At 68.2% G+C, this 15841-nt stretch carries 8 protein-coding genes and 1 pseudogene; 2 read left to right on the top strand and 7 right to left on the bottom strand.

Annotation, left to right across the window (positions count from 1 at the left end; all coding sequences use genetic code 11):
- Positions 1–178: 178 nt before the first annotated feature.
- A complete protein-coding gene (locus tag ABZU52_RS23455) occupies positions 179–1018 on the bottom strand; it encodes a GNAT family N-acetyltransferase (RefSeq protein WP_354973132.1) in 840 nt (279 codons plus the stop codon).
- Between the two features lie 333 nt (positions 1019–1351).
- On the opposite strand from ABZU52_RS23455, the gene ABZU52_RS23450 reads away from it, so the two are divergent.
- Positions 1352–1945 (top strand): PadR family transcriptional regulator, encoded by a 594-nt coding sequence (locus ABZU52_RS23450; protein ID WP_354973131.1) that lies wholly within the window; start codon positions 1352–1354, stop codon positions 1943–1945.
- Positions 1946–2123: 178 nt separating this feature from the next.
- Here the strand turns inward: ABZU52_RS23450 and ispG are convergent, their stop codons facing one another.
- From ispG to ABZU52_RS23430, 4 genes are all read right to left on the bottom strand, one after another.
- Positions 2124–3296, bottom strand: a complete 1173-nt coding sequence (gene ispG / locus ABZU52_RS23445) for a flavodoxin-dependent (E)-4-hydroxy-3-methylbut-2-enyl-diphosphate synthase (protein ID WP_088991003.1) — start codon at positions 3294–3296, stop codon at positions 2124–2126.
- A gap of 9 nt (positions 3297–3305) precedes the next feature.
- A complete protein-coding gene (locus ABZU52_RS23440; RefSeq protein ID WP_354973130.1) occupies positions 3306–4556 on the bottom strand; it encodes a site-2 protease family protein in 1251 nt (416 codons plus the stop codon).
- The gene (gene dxr, locus ABZU52_RS23435) at positions 4556–5767 is read right to left on the bottom strand and encodes a 1-deoxy-D-xylulose-5-phosphate reductoisomerase (protein ID WP_354973129.1); all 1212 of its coding nucleotides are present in this window, start codon (positions 5765–5767) and stop codon (positions 4556–4558) included. The genes ABZU52_RS23440 and dxr overlap by 1 nt, the downstream gene beginning before the upstream one ends.
- A gap of 152 nt (positions 5768–5919) precedes the next feature.
- Positions 5920–6579: a Uma2 family endonuclease gene (locus tag ABZU52_RS23430; protein WP_354973128.1), complete on the bottom strand. Its 660-nt coding sequence runs from the start codon at positions 6577–6579 to the stop codon at positions 5920–5922.
- 364 nt (positions 6580–6943) lie between these two features.
- Between ABZU52_RS23430 and ABZU52_RS23425 the strand changes: the two are divergent.
- Positions 6944–7208 (top strand): annotated as a pseudogene (locus ABZU52_RS23425) (GntR family transcriptional regulator); the annotation flags it as partial.
- Between the two features lie 444 nt (positions 7209–7652).
- On the opposite strand, the gene ABZU52_RS23420 reads toward ABZU52_RS23425, so the two are convergent.
- Positions 7653–8030, bottom strand: a complete 378-nt coding sequence (locus ABZU52_RS23420) for a hypothetical protein (protein WP_354973127.1) — start codon at positions 8028–8030, stop codon at positions 7653–7655.
- A gap of 2 nt (positions 8031–8032) precedes the next feature.
- Positions 8033–15805, bottom strand: coding sequence for a ricin-type beta-trefoil lectin domain protein (locus ABZU52_RS23415; protein ID WP_354973126.1), 7773 nt, complete (start codon positions 15803–15805; stop codon positions 8033–8035).
- Positions 15806–15841 lie beyond the last annotated feature (36 nt).

Below are 15841 nucleotides of genomic sequence, written 5' to 3'. Positions count from 1 at the left end.
ACTGGGCCCACGCCGCGGACGCCGCACTGCCCACCACAGCGCATGGCGTCCTCCAACCCGCATTCGCTTACCAATCTTGGACACTTTCCGTTCCCCGCTAACTATTCCCCGCTAACGGAAACTGTCCAAGATCTGCAGGGATACACCACCCGCCGGGGGCAACCCGCAGTCGACCCCGTCAGAAAAGGACGGTGGCCAGGGTGCCGATCGGCTGAAAGCCGCAGCGCTCGTAGACGCGGCGGGCCGGGAGGTTGAAGTCGTTGACGTACAGGCTGACGGTGGGGGCGACCCGCAGCAGCGCGTCGCGGACCACGGCTGCCATGGCGGCGGTGGCGATCCCCCGGCCTCGCCACTCGGGTGCCACCCAGACGCCCTGGATCTGCGCCGTCCGCTTGGTGACCACGGCCAACTCGGCCTTGAACACGACCTTGCCGTCGACGATGCGGGCGTACGCGCGACCGGTCCGAACCAGATCGTTGACTCGCCGGCGGTAGCTGCGGCCGCCGTCCTCGGCCAGCGGGGAGACGCCGACCTCTTCGGTGTACATGGCCACCGCCGCCGGGAAGAGTCGGTCGACCTCGCCGGAGCGGACCTGGCGTACCTCCGGATCGGCCGGTACGGGTGGCAGGGTGTCGGTGACCAGCAGTGGCTGATTGGGGCGGACGTCTCGCGCTGGCCCCCAGGTGTCGGAGAGGCGCTCCCACAGCCCGAGGACGGCGTCGGCCCGGCCGACGATGGAGGAGCAGAGCCGTTCCTCGCCCGAGAGCAGGTCGGCGAAGGCGGCCACCGCGGCGTCGCTCGCCAGCACCGGGGTCAGGTTGCCGCCGAGCCAGCAGAGTGATTCGAGGTTGCGGCGGGCGCCGTACCCCAGGATTCTGCCTTCGGCCCGCCACCAGGAGAGTCCGCGCGCGGCGATCCGCTCGGCGACCTGCGCGCCCGCGAACGGGTCATGGTCGAGCAGTCGCTCGACCGCGCGGCGCTCCGATTCCCCCAGTTGGCGTACCGGCACCGTCAGCACGACTATCAGCCTGCCAGATCGGCACCCTGCTTCGCCGGTCGAGTGACAAGGCCGGCACCGGCTGCACGAGGCCGGGTCCGCCCGGCCCACCGGACGACCGGGGGCACCAGAGCCCCGAGCAGGAGGAACAGGGCACCGAGCACAAGCCAACCAGGTACGCCCCAACCGAGCGGCAGCGCACTGCTGGCGGCGAAGAGTACGCAGGCCAGGGCACGCCCGCTCGACGGGCGGCGCGGGCAGCTCCGGGGCAAGACGACGTACGGGGTTGTCACACGATGCATTGCCGATATATCGTTGATGCATCAGCGATAGTCCTAGGAAAGGAAGAACCCGATGAGGTTCCACCGACAGCACCACCCGATGCACGAGGCCCGCATGCGGGGATTCGGCTTCCCGCCGGTCCCGCCCGGTCCGCACGGTCATGGCCACGAGCACGGACCCGGTAGCCCCTGGGGCGGCCGAGGCCGTGGACGGGGTCGGGGCCGACGCCCCAACGTCCGAGCCTCCGTGTTGGCCCTGCTCACCGAGCGGCCGATGCACGGCTACGAGATGATCCAGGAGATCGACTCCCGCACCGGCGGCGCGTGGCGGCCGAGCCCGGGCTCGATCTACCCCACCCTTCAGCTACTGGAGGACGAGGGCGTGATCGTTGCCAGCACCGAGGAGTCCGGTGGCGGGCGGAAGCGGTTCACTGTCACCGAGGCCGGTCAGGCGGAGGCCACCGAGGCCGCGCAGACCCCGCCGTGGGCGGACGTCGCCCAGGGCACGGTGAGCAGCTGGCACGACATCCGCGACTCCGGCGCGCAGGCGATGAACGCGCTGCGCCAGGTCATGATGAACGGCACCGACGACCAGCGTGAGCGGGCCGCCCAGGTGCTCGACGAGACCCGGCGCAAGCTGTACGCGATCCTCGCCGAATCCGAGTGACGCCCGGCCGCACCACAACGCCAGGCCGCACCACAACACCCCGGCGCGAAAGCACCACAACGCCAGGCCGCACCGCACCACAGCGGCGCAGCACGAAAGCAGAGAAACCACAACGAAAGCGGCCGTTCCCCTGCTCGGGGAACGGCCGCTTTTTCCAGATGGAAAACCAGACGGAAAATCAGTGCACGGTGACGGTCGGGCCGGTGACCAACCCGCGCAGCTCCTCGGGGAGCTCAGCGCCCATCTCGTCGGCGATCCGCAGCGCCTCCTCGATCAGCGTCTCGACGATCTGCGCCTCGGGCACCGTCTTGACGACCTGCCCCTTGACGAAGATCTGGCCCTTGCCGTTGCCGGAGGCGACGCCGAGGTCGGCTTCCCGGGCCTCGCCCGGACCGTTGACCACGCAGCCCATGACGGCGACCCGCAGCGGCACCGGCAGCCCTTCCAGACCGGCGGTGACCTCCTCGGCGAGCTTGTAGACGTCCACCTGGGCGCGCCCGCAGGACGGGCAGGAGACGATCTCCAGGCCCCGCTCGCGCAGACCGAGGGACTCCAGGATCTGGTTGCCGACCTTGATCTCCTCCACCGGCGGGGCGGAGAGCGACACCCGGATCGTGTCGCCGATCCCCTCGGCCAGCAGCGCGCCGAAGGCGACCGCCGACTTGATGGTGCCCTGGAACGCCGGCCCGGCCTCGGTGACGCCGAGGTGCAGCGGGTAGTCGCACTGCTCGGCGAGCTGCCGGTACGCCCGGATCATTACGACCGGGTCGTTGTGCTTGACCGAGATCTTGATGTCGCGGAAGCCGTGCTCCTCGAAGAGCGAGCACTCCCACAGCGCCGACTCGACAAGCGCTTCGGCGGTGGCCTTGCCGTACTTGCTCAGCAGCCGCTTGTCCAGCGAGCCGGCGTTGACGCCGATCCGGATCGGCACCCCCGCGTCCCCGGCGGCACGGGCGATCTCCTTGACCTTGTCGTCGAACTGCCGGATGTTGCCCGGGTTGACCCGGACCGCCGCGCAGCCGGCGTCGATCGCCGCGAAGACGTACTTGGGCTGGAAGTGGATGTCGGCGATCACCGGGATCTGCGACTTCTTGGCGATGGCGGGCAGCGCCTCGACGTCGTCCTGGGACGGCACCGCCACCCGGACGATCTGGCAGCCGGACGCGGTCAGCTCGGCGATCTGCTGGAGGGTCGCGTTGATGTCGGAGGTGAGGGTCGTGGTCATCGACTGCACGGACACCGGCGCACCACCACCGACCGGGACCGAACCGACCATGATCTGGCGGCTGGCCCGACGGGGAGCGAGCGGCGGGGGCGGGACGGCTGGCATACCGAGACTGATAGCTGTCACTTCAGGCACTCACCTTGAGAAGAGCGTGATGGGGTTGACGACGTCCGCGGCGATGGTCAGCAGCGTGAACGCGCCACCGATCAGGATCACCGCGTACGTGAAGGGCATCAGTTTGAGGTAGTCCACCCGGCCGGGGTCGGCCCGGCCGATCCGCGCGTAGACCCAGGAGCGGGCCCGTTCGAACCAGGCGATGGCGATGTGGCCGCCGTCCACCGGGAGCAGCGGCAGCAGGTTGAACACGCCGATGAAGAAGTTCAGCGACACGAAGAGCATGAAGAAGACCAGCCAGGCGTTGTTCTCCACCGCCTCGCCGCCGAGTCGGCTGGCGCCGACCACGCTGATCGGGGTGTCCACGTCCCGTTCGCCGCCGGTGAGGGCGGTCCACAGGGCTGGGACCTTCTGCGGGAGGCGCTGGAGCGCCTGGGCGGTGCCGACAGCCAGGTCGCCGGTGAAGTCGGCGGTGGCGCCGAACGCGCCGACCGGGCCGTACGTCACGCGAGTTGGGGTGCTGGGGACGAGCCCGACGCCGAGCGCGGCCACCGGCGCGGCGGCACCTTCGGGGTTGTCCAGGGGCGGACGCTGGGTCTGCGCGAGCACCGTGCTGGTGGTGCCCGGCTGCCCGTCGCGGACGTACGCGATCTGCGCGGTGTCGCCCGGCTTGAGCCCGCGCAGCGTGGTGAGCAGGTCGCCGTAGGAGTTGATCGGGGTGCCGTTGACCGAGGTGATCCGGTCACCGTTGCGCAACTGCGCCTGGGCGGCCGGGCTGGCCGCGTCGGCGGGAGTGCAGGCGCGTACCGCGTTCTCCGGGACCACGCACTGGCTGAGCTGGATGACGGCGGGCTCCTGGCGGGCCTGCGCCTCGGTGGTCGGGAAGTCGGGGTTGGGCAGGCCGGCGGAGACGGCGAGGATCCAGATCGTGACCAGGGCGAGCGCGAAGTGCGTGATCGACCCGGCGGCCATCACGATCGTCCGCTTCCAGACCGGGTAGCGCCACATCACCCGCGACTCGTCGCCCGGCTCGACGTCGTCGTCCTGCGGCGTCATCCCGACGATCTTGCAGAAGCCGCCGAGCGGGATGCCCTTGAGGCCGTACTCGGTCTCGCCCCGCCGGAACGACCAGATGGTGGGGCCGAAACCGACGAAGTACTTCGTGACCTTCATCCCGAACGCCTTGGCGGTCAGCAGGTGACCCGCCTCGTGCAGGCTCACCGAGATGAGAATGGCCAGGGCGAAGAGAACCACCCCGAGCAGGTACGACATCAAGCTCCTTCCACCGAACCCGCGATGATCTCCTGCGCGTGCGCGCGTGCCCACGACTCGGCCGCGAGCACGTCCTCGACGGTACCTGGTTCGGCGAAGTCCGGAGCCTCCTCCAACACACGCTCGAGGGTGTCCACGATGCCGAGGAACGGCAGCCGGCCGGCGACGAACGCCGCCACGCACTCCTCGTTCGCCGCGTTGTAGATCGCCGGGCGGCACCGGCCGGCCTCCCCGGCGGCCTTGGCCAGCGCGACGGCCGGGAACGCCTCGTCGTCCAGCGGCGCGAACTCCCAGGTGTGCGCGGCCGTCCAGTCGACGGCGGTGGCCGCCTCGGGAACCCGGTCCGGCCAGCCGATGCCGAGCGCGATCGGCAGCCGCATGTCCGGTGGGCTGGCCTGGGCGATCGTCGACCCGTCGACAAACTCGACCATCGAGTGGATCACCGACTGCGGGTGCACCATCACGGTGATGTCGGCGTAGGGCACGTCGAACAGCTCGTGCGCCTCGATCACCTCCAGCGCCTTGTTGACCATGGTGGCTGAGTTGATCGTGACGACCGGCCCCATGGTCCACGTCGGGTGCGCGAGCGCCTGCTCGGGTGTGACCTGCGTCAACTCGTCGCGCCGCCGACCCCGGAACGGGCCGCCGCTGGCCGTGACGATCAACCGGCGCACCTCGCCCCGCGTCCCGGAGCGCAGACACTGAGCCAGCGCCGAGTGCTCAGAGTCGACCGGAACGATCTGCCCCGGCCGCGTCACCGCGGCCTTGACCAACGGGCCGCCGGCCACGAGCGACTCCTTGTTGGCCAACGCGAGGGTACGACCACCGCGCAGCGCGGCCAGCGTAGGAGCGAGGCCCAGCGAGCCGACCACCCCGTTGAGCACGACGTCGCACGGCCACTGGGCCAGCTCGGTCATCGCGTCCGGGCCGGCCACGATCTTGGGAAGCTTGAAGTCGCCGGTGGCCCAGCCGCGCCGGCTCGCCTCGGCGTAGAACGCGAGTTGCAGGTCCTGCGCGGCGGACGCCTTCGCCACCCCGACCGCCTCGACGCCCAGTTCGAGGGCCTGGGCGGCGAGCAGTTCGACGTTGCCGCCGCCGGCACCCACGGCGACCACCCGGAACCGGTCCGGGTTACGCCGGACGATGTCGATGGCCTGGGTGCCGATCGAGCCGGTGGACCCGAGCAGAACAAGGTCGCGGGGGGAAGTCACACTGCCATTCTTCCCCACCCCCGCTGGACGCCCGCTGGGAGCCTCAGCCGTCCCCGCCCGGCTGCCGCTGCCGGGCCTTGATCGACTCGGGTTCAAGGAAGTCGCGGCGTCCCCGGCACCTGGACGGCCCGATTTCCAGGAAACCGTGTCGATCAAGCCTCGTCGTCGGCCGACTCGGGCCCCGGCCCGGTCGGTGCGGCCTCCTCGCCCAGCAGATCACCCGGATCGATGGAGAACTCGAACGGCTCTCGCATGACGAACCGTGTTCCGGCAGCCGCAGCGGCCACCGGCCGGTACTCCCCCTCGATCAACTCGTACAGCGCGAGGGTGGGCACCCGGTTGCGCAGATCCACGCGGAGGAAGAAGGGCACACCGACCGCGGCGTACTCGCGCGGACGGTCGATGATGTCCTTTCGCCGGTTGCCGGGGGAGACGATCTCGCCCAACAGCACGGCGTGCCCGATGTCCATCGTCGTCCGGCCACCGCCCGGCGCGTCAAGGATCACGATGTCGGGGATGAAGAGATCTTCACCAGAGACGACGTTCGTCTCCAGATAAAGCCACAGCTTGGCGCGGCGGGCTGCCTGCTTGAGGTGGAACGCAAGATCCAGCTCCGCGTCTTGGTGGTCGTATCCGGCATGTGGTGTCACGATCACGCTTCCGCTCAGGACCTCAACCTTGGGGCCGTTGGTCTCCGGCAACAGGTCGAGGGCGAGCTGCGCGGTCCACGGCTCGTCGTGCCACCGCAGCACGTCGAACGACGGCTCGGTGTGCTGCGGCGCCGGCTCCGGCGCGAACGCGGCCTGGGCCATCCGGACTCACCCCCTCAGCGGGACATTCTGCTCAGCTCAGCCTAGCCACCGCAGCCCCCGCAGCGCGTAATCGCACACCGAGTCCGTCATAGAAATCTGCTACTTTTCGAACCCTCGGCGTTGACCTGCCCACCAGTCCATTGGTCCTCGAATTCCCGCCCGACGCCAAGCCGTCGACACCGGCATGGATCCGAATCATGCCCGTGATTCGGTCGAGTTTCCAATCACTTCGATCTCTACCGGCTCTTCCCGTTCAAGTAGCGGACATAACCCGCATCCTCATCATCTAACACGTCGATCGGACACACCTCAAGCAGGCACTGAGGCCTGGGCAGGGAACCGAAGTCAGCAGGGGGACCCGAATCTCTCAATCAACCTGGCACTCAACCGGCGCCTCCGTCCTCTACCTACTCGAACGCGACCGCATCAGCGGCAAGATCGTCGACGCGTTCATAAACAAGGACACCGCCGCCGCTCAGCAAGCCACCGAAAAACTCGCCACCCTCCAACAAGCACACACCGACCTCGCCGCCTACGAAACCGACCTTGGACGAGCCGCCCGCAGCGAAGCGCCCGAACCCGCCGAGCCGCCAGCACCGAAGAAGCAGCGCTACGGCCCCAAGGCGTAGCCCAGCCCCGTCAACGACGTGAGCCGCTGGGCCAAGAATTGCTTCACCAGATCAAGAACGGCCCCGGCTACCGCCGGGCCGCGCGCACGCGCACGCGCAACGGCCATCAGAATCCAGCGAAGCCATCGCACAGGCATTCGAGGCCGTGACGATCCCTTCGCCAGTCAAGCCAGACTCCACTCTGGGAAATCGACGCCCCGCCGCTACGCGACGAGCCGACGGGCAATCCTCGCCAGCGAGACGCACCAGCCAGGCCCGTACGCACGGCGACCCGTCAGACGCCCTTCGCGCGGTAGCCATACCGTCCACGATGAAGCGGGTCGTACAGACGCACGCCGAGCGGGGTGCAACCAGAGCGTCATCGCGGACGGCACCGATGGATCCGGTGTTGTCAGCAGCTTCGCTGGGTCGGACGCCAACTCGGATGGTTCCTGCATCACCCGATCAAAAACCAAAGTCAGATGGGAATGCAGAAACCTTTCTGCGAAAGGCGTCAAGGACGATGTCACCCTGGTTGATCAATTGATCCAGGTCAACCTCCTTCTGCTCGTCGTATTCAGCCGTTCCAAAACTTTCAACCAAGTCCGCGAGAAGGTTCGCGACTCTGCCTAGATCCAGGTATCGAAAACCTTCCAGGGCTCGCTCGAACTCCTCCCGCCCAATGACTTCCATCGCAAACCCCAGGCCGCCGCCCATGATGGCGTTGTATGCCCGCAGGGCTTGCGACAACCTTGCAACCCCGACCGGCGCACCCTGCGGCAAGACGCCCTCGACGCTGTAATCTACCGCTTCGTTGTACACATCATCGAATGATTTCATCATAGCTACAGATTTCCTGGCAAGCCCTGCTTGCCATGCGTCTTGATTGTATTGATTACATACATCCCGAAGTCCCATTGCTGCTCAAAAGGCATGCCCGTGAGCATATTCCGAATCGACTGCCCACCCGTCCAATTGAAGGTTTTGGAGTAGTATCCATTTTTAGCAAAATTGGTGGCGCTGTCTAGCAGCATCATGTTGTCTGGATGATTGATCCACTCTTGCGGGAAACCCGACCTTGCCGCTTGACTCTGCTCTACAACATGCTCCCAGTTAAGAGTTTCGCCAGGCGCTGCGAAATCCCTGGCTGGCCCCATTGCGTTCACCCAGCCACCGGACTTGTTGTAATTCGGGAATCCTTCCTCCCCACAGGTGCAAGCGGCTCCACCGCAGTTGTGTACGAGTACCGGAGCGTCGCCGGCGATCACATAGTACGTGTGAATGTTGGCGACGGTGAGATTGTGGACGGTGGCCCACTCGGTGGACCAGCGCTCGGTCGCCGTGATCTGCACGAGGGTGCCGGCGCTGGTCCGCAACATCTGGCCGGAGCGCAGGTCGGTGGCGTCGACCCACTCGTTCAGCTCTGGCACCCAGAACGGGTGACCGTCGGTCGCCGTGACCTCGGCCGTGTCCGAACCCTGGTCACCGTCGGTGTCGATGGTGACCTTCACCAGGTGCTTGACACCCTCACCCTTGATCGCGGCGGTGACCGTCTCCACCTCGACCCGGCCCGTCTCCGGATCGGTGACCTGGACCTTGTCGCCCGGCTTTACGTCCTCGATCGGCTTCGTCGACCCGTCGGCCATGAGCACCTTGGTACCGGGCACGAAGCTGTTATTGGGATTCTTGCAGGATCCGCCGCTGGAACCGCCGTTACTGCGTTCGGAGGCACCCGTCTTTCCGCCGGGCTTTGAGTCGCCCTTGCTGGCACCGCCGGAACTCTTACCGGCCCCGGACTTGCCGGCACCGCTGGATGCGGCCGAGGATCCCTTCGGGTTGCTCTTGGCCTGGGCCTGTTTCTGAGCCGGGTTACCCGTCTTCTTCGTGGCGTTCGTCGCCTTGTTACTGGTCGTGTTGACCTTGTCGGCGGCCTTCTTCTTGGCTGCCTGGGCTGCTTTCTTCGCCCGTTCGATCGCCAACTTCTTGGCGTTCAGCGCCGCTGTCTCCGCCGCTCGGACAGCCGCCAGGACGGCCTCGGCGGCCCGTTTCGCGGCCTTCCACGCCTGGATCGCCGCGATCGTCCGGTCGATCGCCCGGATCACGGCCGGGATCTTGCCGATCTTGCCCCAGGGGATCGCGCCGATGATCAGGCTGCCGCACGCCCACATGTCACCGCCGAAGCAGTTGATGGCGTCGTTGATCCCGATGAAGTCCTTCAGCATGTACCACGCCGAATCGAGGATCACCGACATCAGCGACCGGCCCATGTTCGCCTGCGCCTGGGAGACCATCGCCGCCGACAGGCCCGCGCCGGCCAGCGCCGCCGCCGTCTCCGAGGCGGTCAGCGCGACCGACAGACCCGACGGGTCCGAGTGCGTCACCGGGTTGTTGTGGGCGTACGCGTACCCGTTGGACTGCGCCGGGTCGGCCAGGTCCAGGACCGGGTCCGCCGACAGGAACCGACCCACCGCGGGGTCGTACAGGCGCGCGCCGAGCGGGGTGTAGCCGGAGGCATCGTCGCGGACCGCACCGAGGAATCCGGTGTTCGTCTGCAAGTTGGCGCTGACGGGTGCCGCGCCGCGTCTGTTGCCGAACGGGTCCTGCTTGCTGATCCGGACGGTCATTCCGCCGCTCTGGACGACCTCCGCATAGGGGCTTCCCTGGTGGTCGCTGGTGAGGGCGAAGAGAGCCGACTGGGCGTTGCCGTACGAGTAACGCACCATCGTGCCACCGGGCGCCGCGTACGAGCGCTGGCTGTTGACCAGTGCGCCGCCCTTTTGGACGGTTACCTGAGCCTCGCCGAGGTTCAGCGTGGCCTGCCGTCCCTGAATGGTGAGGAGACGACCGCTGGGCCCGTAGATGTGCCGGGTCTCGTTCTGCGCCTCCCACTGCTGGGCGGCCGTGTTGGCGCAGGTCGCGAGCACGATCGGCGTGGACTCGGCGGTGGCCGCGTCCTTGACGGCGAGGCAGAGGCCGGAGGCGGTGTGCCGGAATTGCCCGGCGGAGGTGCGCTCAAGGTGCTGAGCGGACGTGCCGGTGCACTTCTGGATTCCCAGCGCCGATCCGGCCGTGGTGGCCGCCGGCTGGACGCACCAGTCGCCGTGCATGGACAGGGTGCCCAGGTTGGCGTTGGTCTGGCTCGGGGCCGGGGTGAAGGTCCACTTCTGCGGGGGCGTGGCGTTGCACGAGTACAGCTGGATGGGCCGGCCGGGCGCGCCGAGGCCGGCGCTGAGGTCCAGGCACTTGTTCGCCAGGCCGACATACGAGGTCTTACCACCGTCGCCCTCACCGACGATCCGCTCGACCTGGCCGTCGTAGGTCCAGGACAGCGTCTGCTGGTCGCCGCTCTGGATCGAGGTGACGGACTTCGTCTCGCCGGTCAGCTCGTACAGCCGCTCGGCAGCGGCGGTGACCGCGGCACCGGCCGGGGTGATGTAGTCCTTGGTCACCTTGGTGAGGGTGCGCGGCTGGCTGCCGTCGGCCTTGCCATAGGTGTACGAGGTGGTGGCGTCCTTGGCGGTCGCGCCGGTCAGGTCCTTCTCCACCAGCTTGGTGCGGTTACCGAGCAGGTCGTACTCGTACTCCTGCCAGTAGCCGGACTTGTCCGGGCCGTCGGCCACATTGAGGGAGCCGTCCGCGTTGACCGGGCCCGGCGAGCACTGCGCCTGGTTCTTGGCGGTCCAGGCCGTCTTCACCCGGCCGAGCGCGTACTGGAAGCACTGCCGCTCCTCGATGCCGGTCGCCTGCTCACGGATCGCGAGGATGTTGCCCGCGTCGTCGTAGGCGTAGGAGCGGTTCGAGACGAGGTTTCCGCCGACGATGGTCTTGTCGCCGGTCTGCTCGCGGTAGACCTGCTGGCTGTTGAGGGCACCGCTGGCGTCGTCGTACGAGGCCATGGTCCAGACCCGGTACGGCTGGGCGCCGAGGGTGGACCGCAGCACCTGCCCGTAGGGCGAGTAGACGGTCTCCGCGCCGTACCAGTCCTTACCGGACACCGAGAGCGGCAGGCCGTCCTTGGTGTACCGGAGGAGGAGCTTCTCCGACGGCAGGCTGCCGACGGCGGGAAGCGTGGTCGACTCGGGCAGACCGGTGTCGGTGTAGGTGCTGTCGTAGGTGTAGGACGCCCGTAGGCCCCAGGTGTCGGCGATGGTCTGCGGCAGCGTGAGGGTCGTCGACGTGGGCTGGTAGTCGTCGCTGTAGCTGTTGATCCGCTGGGTGTACGGCAGGCCGTCGGTGTAGCGGGTGGCGCTGGCCGGTAGGCCCTTGCCGCCGGCGACGGTGTCGTAGGTGAACTCGCCCAGGAGCGTGCCGGTGCTGCTGCCGAGGCGCTGCTGCGTCGGGCGGGACAGCTGGTCGTACCCGTTCCAGACGGTGATGCCGCGGGCGTTGGTGGAGGTCAGCTGCCGGTCCCGGTGGTCGTACGTCATCCGGCTGGTGCCGGAGTCCGGGTCGGTGGAGGTCTCCATCCGGCCGCGCTGGTCGAACGTCCAGGTCCACGGGCGGGTCGGATCGGCCGAGTGAGTGGCCTTCACCATATGGCCGCGCGCGTCGTGCTCGTACCGCATGGTGGTGAACTCGGTGCGGGCGTTGTTGGTGAAGGTGTCGACCCGGGTGGTCCGCCCCAGGGCGTCGGTGAACAGCCGGTAGGAGATCGCACCCGCCGGATTGATCACCGTGGAGTGGTCGGCGCCGTACGCGTAGCGGGTGGCCCGGCCCGGTTGCTCGACCTCGGCCAGTACGGGCAGTTCCTGGGTCACCCGGCCGAGGCCGTCGTAGGTGTAGAGGGTGGCGTTGGGTACGGGTGCCGGGTTGTCGGTGTCCACGTACGGCGTGAACAGCTTGCCGCTGGGCGATCCCTTGGCGAGGTAGGCGTTGTTGGTCCGCCACACCTCGCCGGAGCTGTTGTAGTGCGTGTCGGTGATCAGCCGACCGCTGCCGGTGGCCTCCTCCTGGGTCTGCCGTTCGCGGCCCAGGCCGTCGTAGATGGCGACGGAGGTCTGGACGCGGTTTTCGTGCCCCCGGCTGAAGGTGGTGATGTACGGCGGCTTCCCGACGGGAACCGTGTACTGGGCCCGGAAGTCCGGTACGGACGTGGACGACGGGGTGCGCCCGGGTCCCCACGCTTCGACGAGGCGGCCCAGCGCGTCGTACTTCGCCTCGCTGACCCGGTCGTTCAGGTCGGTGGTCTTGACCGTGACCGCGCGGCCCGGGTCCAACTCCCGGACCTGCTTGTGTCCGAGCGAGTTCTCCTCGGTGACGCTGGTGGCCTGGCCGGTGGCCGGGGTGTAAGTGATCTTGGAGATCTTGCCGTCCGGGTCGGTGCTGCTGACGACGCGGCCAATGGCGTCGAAGCCGGTGTTGCCGTCGTTCTGGAAGCCGGAGCCGTCGTCCTTCAGGGACCAGGTCTGGCTCGCCAGGCCGCGGGTCGAGGCGCCCAGGGCGACGTCGTACGCCTGCCCGTCGTAGGCGACCCGGCCCGCGGAGCTGAGCGTCTTCAAGTCGTCGAAGTTGGCGGCGGCGCAGGTCGTCGGGCTGGTGCGGATCTGCTTGGTCAACCCGATGAGGTTCTTGTCGTCGCGGTGCAGGTACTCCACGAAGGTGCAGGACTCGTCGCCGGTCTTGCCGGTGTCACCGAGCGACTCGATGTACGTGGGCAGGCCGTGCGTCGCCTCGTGGGTGGTCGTCGTCTCGACGGTGCGCAGGGTGCGAGTGTCGTCACCGGTGCCGGAGGATCTGGTGTACGAAGCCTGCCGGGGCTCGGTCACCCGCCACGCCTGCAACGGGCTCAGGCCGTCGTCGCGGGAACGCGACGCGAGTTCCTGCGCGTCGGGGTACGTCACGCTGCGGGTGAGCCAGTTGCCGTCGGTGTCGTCGGCGTCGGCGTACGTCAGTTCCTCAGCGACCCGGCCGGCGAAGGCCTCCCGGTCCTTGGCGATCTCGGAGCCGGCGGAGTCCTTCACCGAGAAGGTGTCGCCCAGCCCTCGGAAGTACCGGGTGACGGCCTTGGTCCGCTTGCTGCCGATGTCGGGGTCGTCGGCACCGGTGGTGACGGTGACCTTCTCGACGCCGGCGAACTGGGAGTACGTGCGGGTGGACTTCTTGGTGAACTCCTGCTCGGCGAGCCGCCATGCCGGCTTGTCGTACGCGTACCTGGTGATGGTGGTGTACGCGCCGTCCAGGTTGGGGAGTTCCTCGACGCTGTCGACGACGTACTTCTGGAACCAGTCGATCTCCTCGGCGGCCGGGTCGGGGTGCCAGAAGGCGGGGTAGCACAGCCGGTCGTTGGCCTTCAGCTCGGCGGTGTCGCCCTTGCCGGGCAGGCCGGTACCGCTCTTGCAGTCACCCACCGGCGCCTTGTAGTTGATGACGGTCTCGCCGCCGTACTCGTTGATGACCCGGGCGATGCGCAGGCGGGAGAAGCCAGGCCGGTTGTCCCGCTTGACGCGGTTCGGCATCTCCTCCGTGTTGGACTCGAAGCGCACCGCGTTGAGCGCGATCTTGTCGCCGCTTCGGCCGTGGCCGGTACGGGTGATCGACTCCAGCCAGAGCGCGGTGTTCGGGCCGGTCTTGAGGATCGGGAAGGACTGCTTGAGCTGGTATTCGTCCACCAGCTGGAGGGTCTTCGCCGACGTCCGCTGCGCCGACGTGGTGATCTTGTCGAGGCGCTTGCGGGTGAAGAAGGACGGCGACGCGTTCCAGCACTTCTGGCCGGCGGCGCAGCGCAGGTCCGCCGGAGTGTCGTACCAGATGCGGTACTTGTCGGGCTTGCTGCTGGCGAAGTTGTCGTCGGTGCAGGTGAGCGACCCCTCGGCGAAGCAGCGCTCCGCGACGCTGAAGGAGATCCGCGCCAGCGGCGCCTCGGAGAAGAGGTTGTCCCTGCGCTGCCCGTAGTCGATCCGGGTCAGGTAGCCGCCACGGTCGTAGCTGACCGGGTCCTTGAAGTTGAAGTTCCGGGCGTAGTGGTTCGTCTCGCGTTGCCACCACAGGCTCATGGCGTTGCCGTGGATGTCCTCGACGTAGTCGAGGGACCACCGCCATGCCTCGGTGCAGACCGAGCCGGCCCAGTTGCCCGCCTTGTAGCAGGGCTCGTTCGCGTGGTTGCCGTACACCGGAACGGTGAGCACCGAGTTGGTGACCGGGTCGTCCGCCGCGCTGCCCCGGTCGGACCAGCCCGGAAGACGGTTGCGGCCGAAGTGGTAGCGGGTGCCGTCGCGGGTGGTGACGATCCAGTACTCGCCGTCGGCGTCACCGTTCGCCAGGCTGGTGTCCTGCACCAGCTGGACCTTGGAGCCATCGCCGTTGGCGGTGAACCAGGCGTCCTTGCCCTCGTCCCAGACCAGCTCGGTGGTCATGCCGGCAAGTGACAGGGTGGCGTTCTTCGAGCCCCAGCACAGGTCGGCGGTGCGGTGCGAGGAGTTGTTCGCACCCGGCTTCTTCGAGTCCTCGCGGCAGCTGGCGTAGCTGCGGGTGATCGCCCCCGCACTGTAGTCCCAGCCGTCACCGATCCAGGAGGCCTGGTTGTTGCTGGCGGAGGTGCGACCGTCCACCGACTGCGAGGAGTACGACAGAGACACCTTCGGCATCAGGCCGGCGGCGGTCTCCGGCGTCTGCACCTGGTACGAGTAGGTGAAAGCGCCAGACGACGAACCCGCGGCCCAGGAGCCCGAGGAGAGCAGCGGAGTGGCGGTGAAGTCGCCGGCCGCCGACGCTCCGGTGTCCAGTACGCCGACGACGCTCGAGCTTTCCGCTGCGGACGCGCGTGCGGCCGCCCCGCCCGGTGCGCCGATCAACGCACCCACCGGCACCTTGCCGGTGACGACCCGCTGCGTCGGCTCGTCCGCGGTGGCCGCGACGCGCGCCGACGCCTTCCTGGTGGGTACCAGCTTCACCTCGCTGGGCACCGCCTGGGCGCTCCTCGCGCTGCTGGGCGCTGAGAACATCGTCCCGCTACCGTCGGTGGCGCAGTCGCCGCTGTCGGGGGCGTCGAAGACGCAGTCGGGCAGCAGCATGACGCCGAAGCGGTCGGCGGCCAGCGGGCCGTACAGGTCGGCGAAGTCGGTGTAGTTGACGTCCAGAGCCACCTCGGCGGCCGGGTCGGCGGTGGCCGGCGGCGTGATCTTCATGATCAGACCCGACACGCTGGCCGCCTGGGACGCCTCGGGTGCGGCGAGGTCGACGGTCCAGGTCCCGGCGAGGGCAGCCGGGTCACCACCCGCCGGTACGCCGAGGGCGACCGGCAGATCGTCGACCTGCTTGGTCGCGCCAGCCTCGACGCCGGTCAGGTCCACGGCGCCGCTGTCCTGCTTCCACGGCGCAACGGACGTGGGCGTGTACGGGACCACCGGCACCTGGTCGGCGGTGAGCAGGTCCGAGTCGGCTTCCTCGTTCTGAAGGACGTCTTTGCTCTGCGGGACGTCCGGCAACTCGACCTGGGTGTCCTCGCGGCTCATGCCGGCGCCCGGCACCGCCCAGGCCGGCGCGGGGACGGAGGTCGCGACGAGTGTCGTGGACAGGAACAGCACCATCGCCGTACGGGCGCGACGCCCCCGAGGGCGAAGCGGCTCCGTCGAGGTCCGTCGGCCATGCCACCGCCGGGACAGCAACCCGATACCACGCATACGTGTCGACTCCACCCAGGCGCAAAACGACGAAAA

The sequence above is a fragment of the Micromonospora sp. NPDC005220 genome (assembly GCF_040607895.1).
Classification (GTDB): Bacteria; Actinomycetota; Actinomycetes; order Mycobacteriales; family Micromonosporaceae; genus Micromonospora.
This window is presented reverse-complemented; position numbering and strand designations above follow the sequence as displayed.

Coding starts and splice junctions, on each gene's coding strand:
- ABZU52_RS23450 (WP_354973131.1), top strand. CDS start 1,352: ATGAGGTTCCACCGACAGCACCACCCGATGCACGAGGCCCGCATGCGG.
- ABZU52_RS23440 (WP_354973130.1), bottom strand. CDS start 4,556: ATGTCGTACCTGCTCGGGGTGGTTCTCTTCGCCCTGGCCATTCTCATC.
- ABZU52_RS23430 (WP_354973128.1), bottom strand. CDS start 6,579: ATGGCCCAGGCCGCGTTCGCGCCGGAGCCGGCGCCGCAGCACACCGAG.
- ABZU52_RS23420 (WP_354973127.1), bottom strand. CDS start 8,030: ATGATGAAATCATTCGATGATGTGTACAACGAAGCGGTAGATTACAGC.
- ABZU52_RS23415 (WP_354973126.1), bottom strand. CDS start 15,805: ATGCGTGGTATCGGGTTGCTGTCCCGGCGGTGGCATGGCCGACGGACC.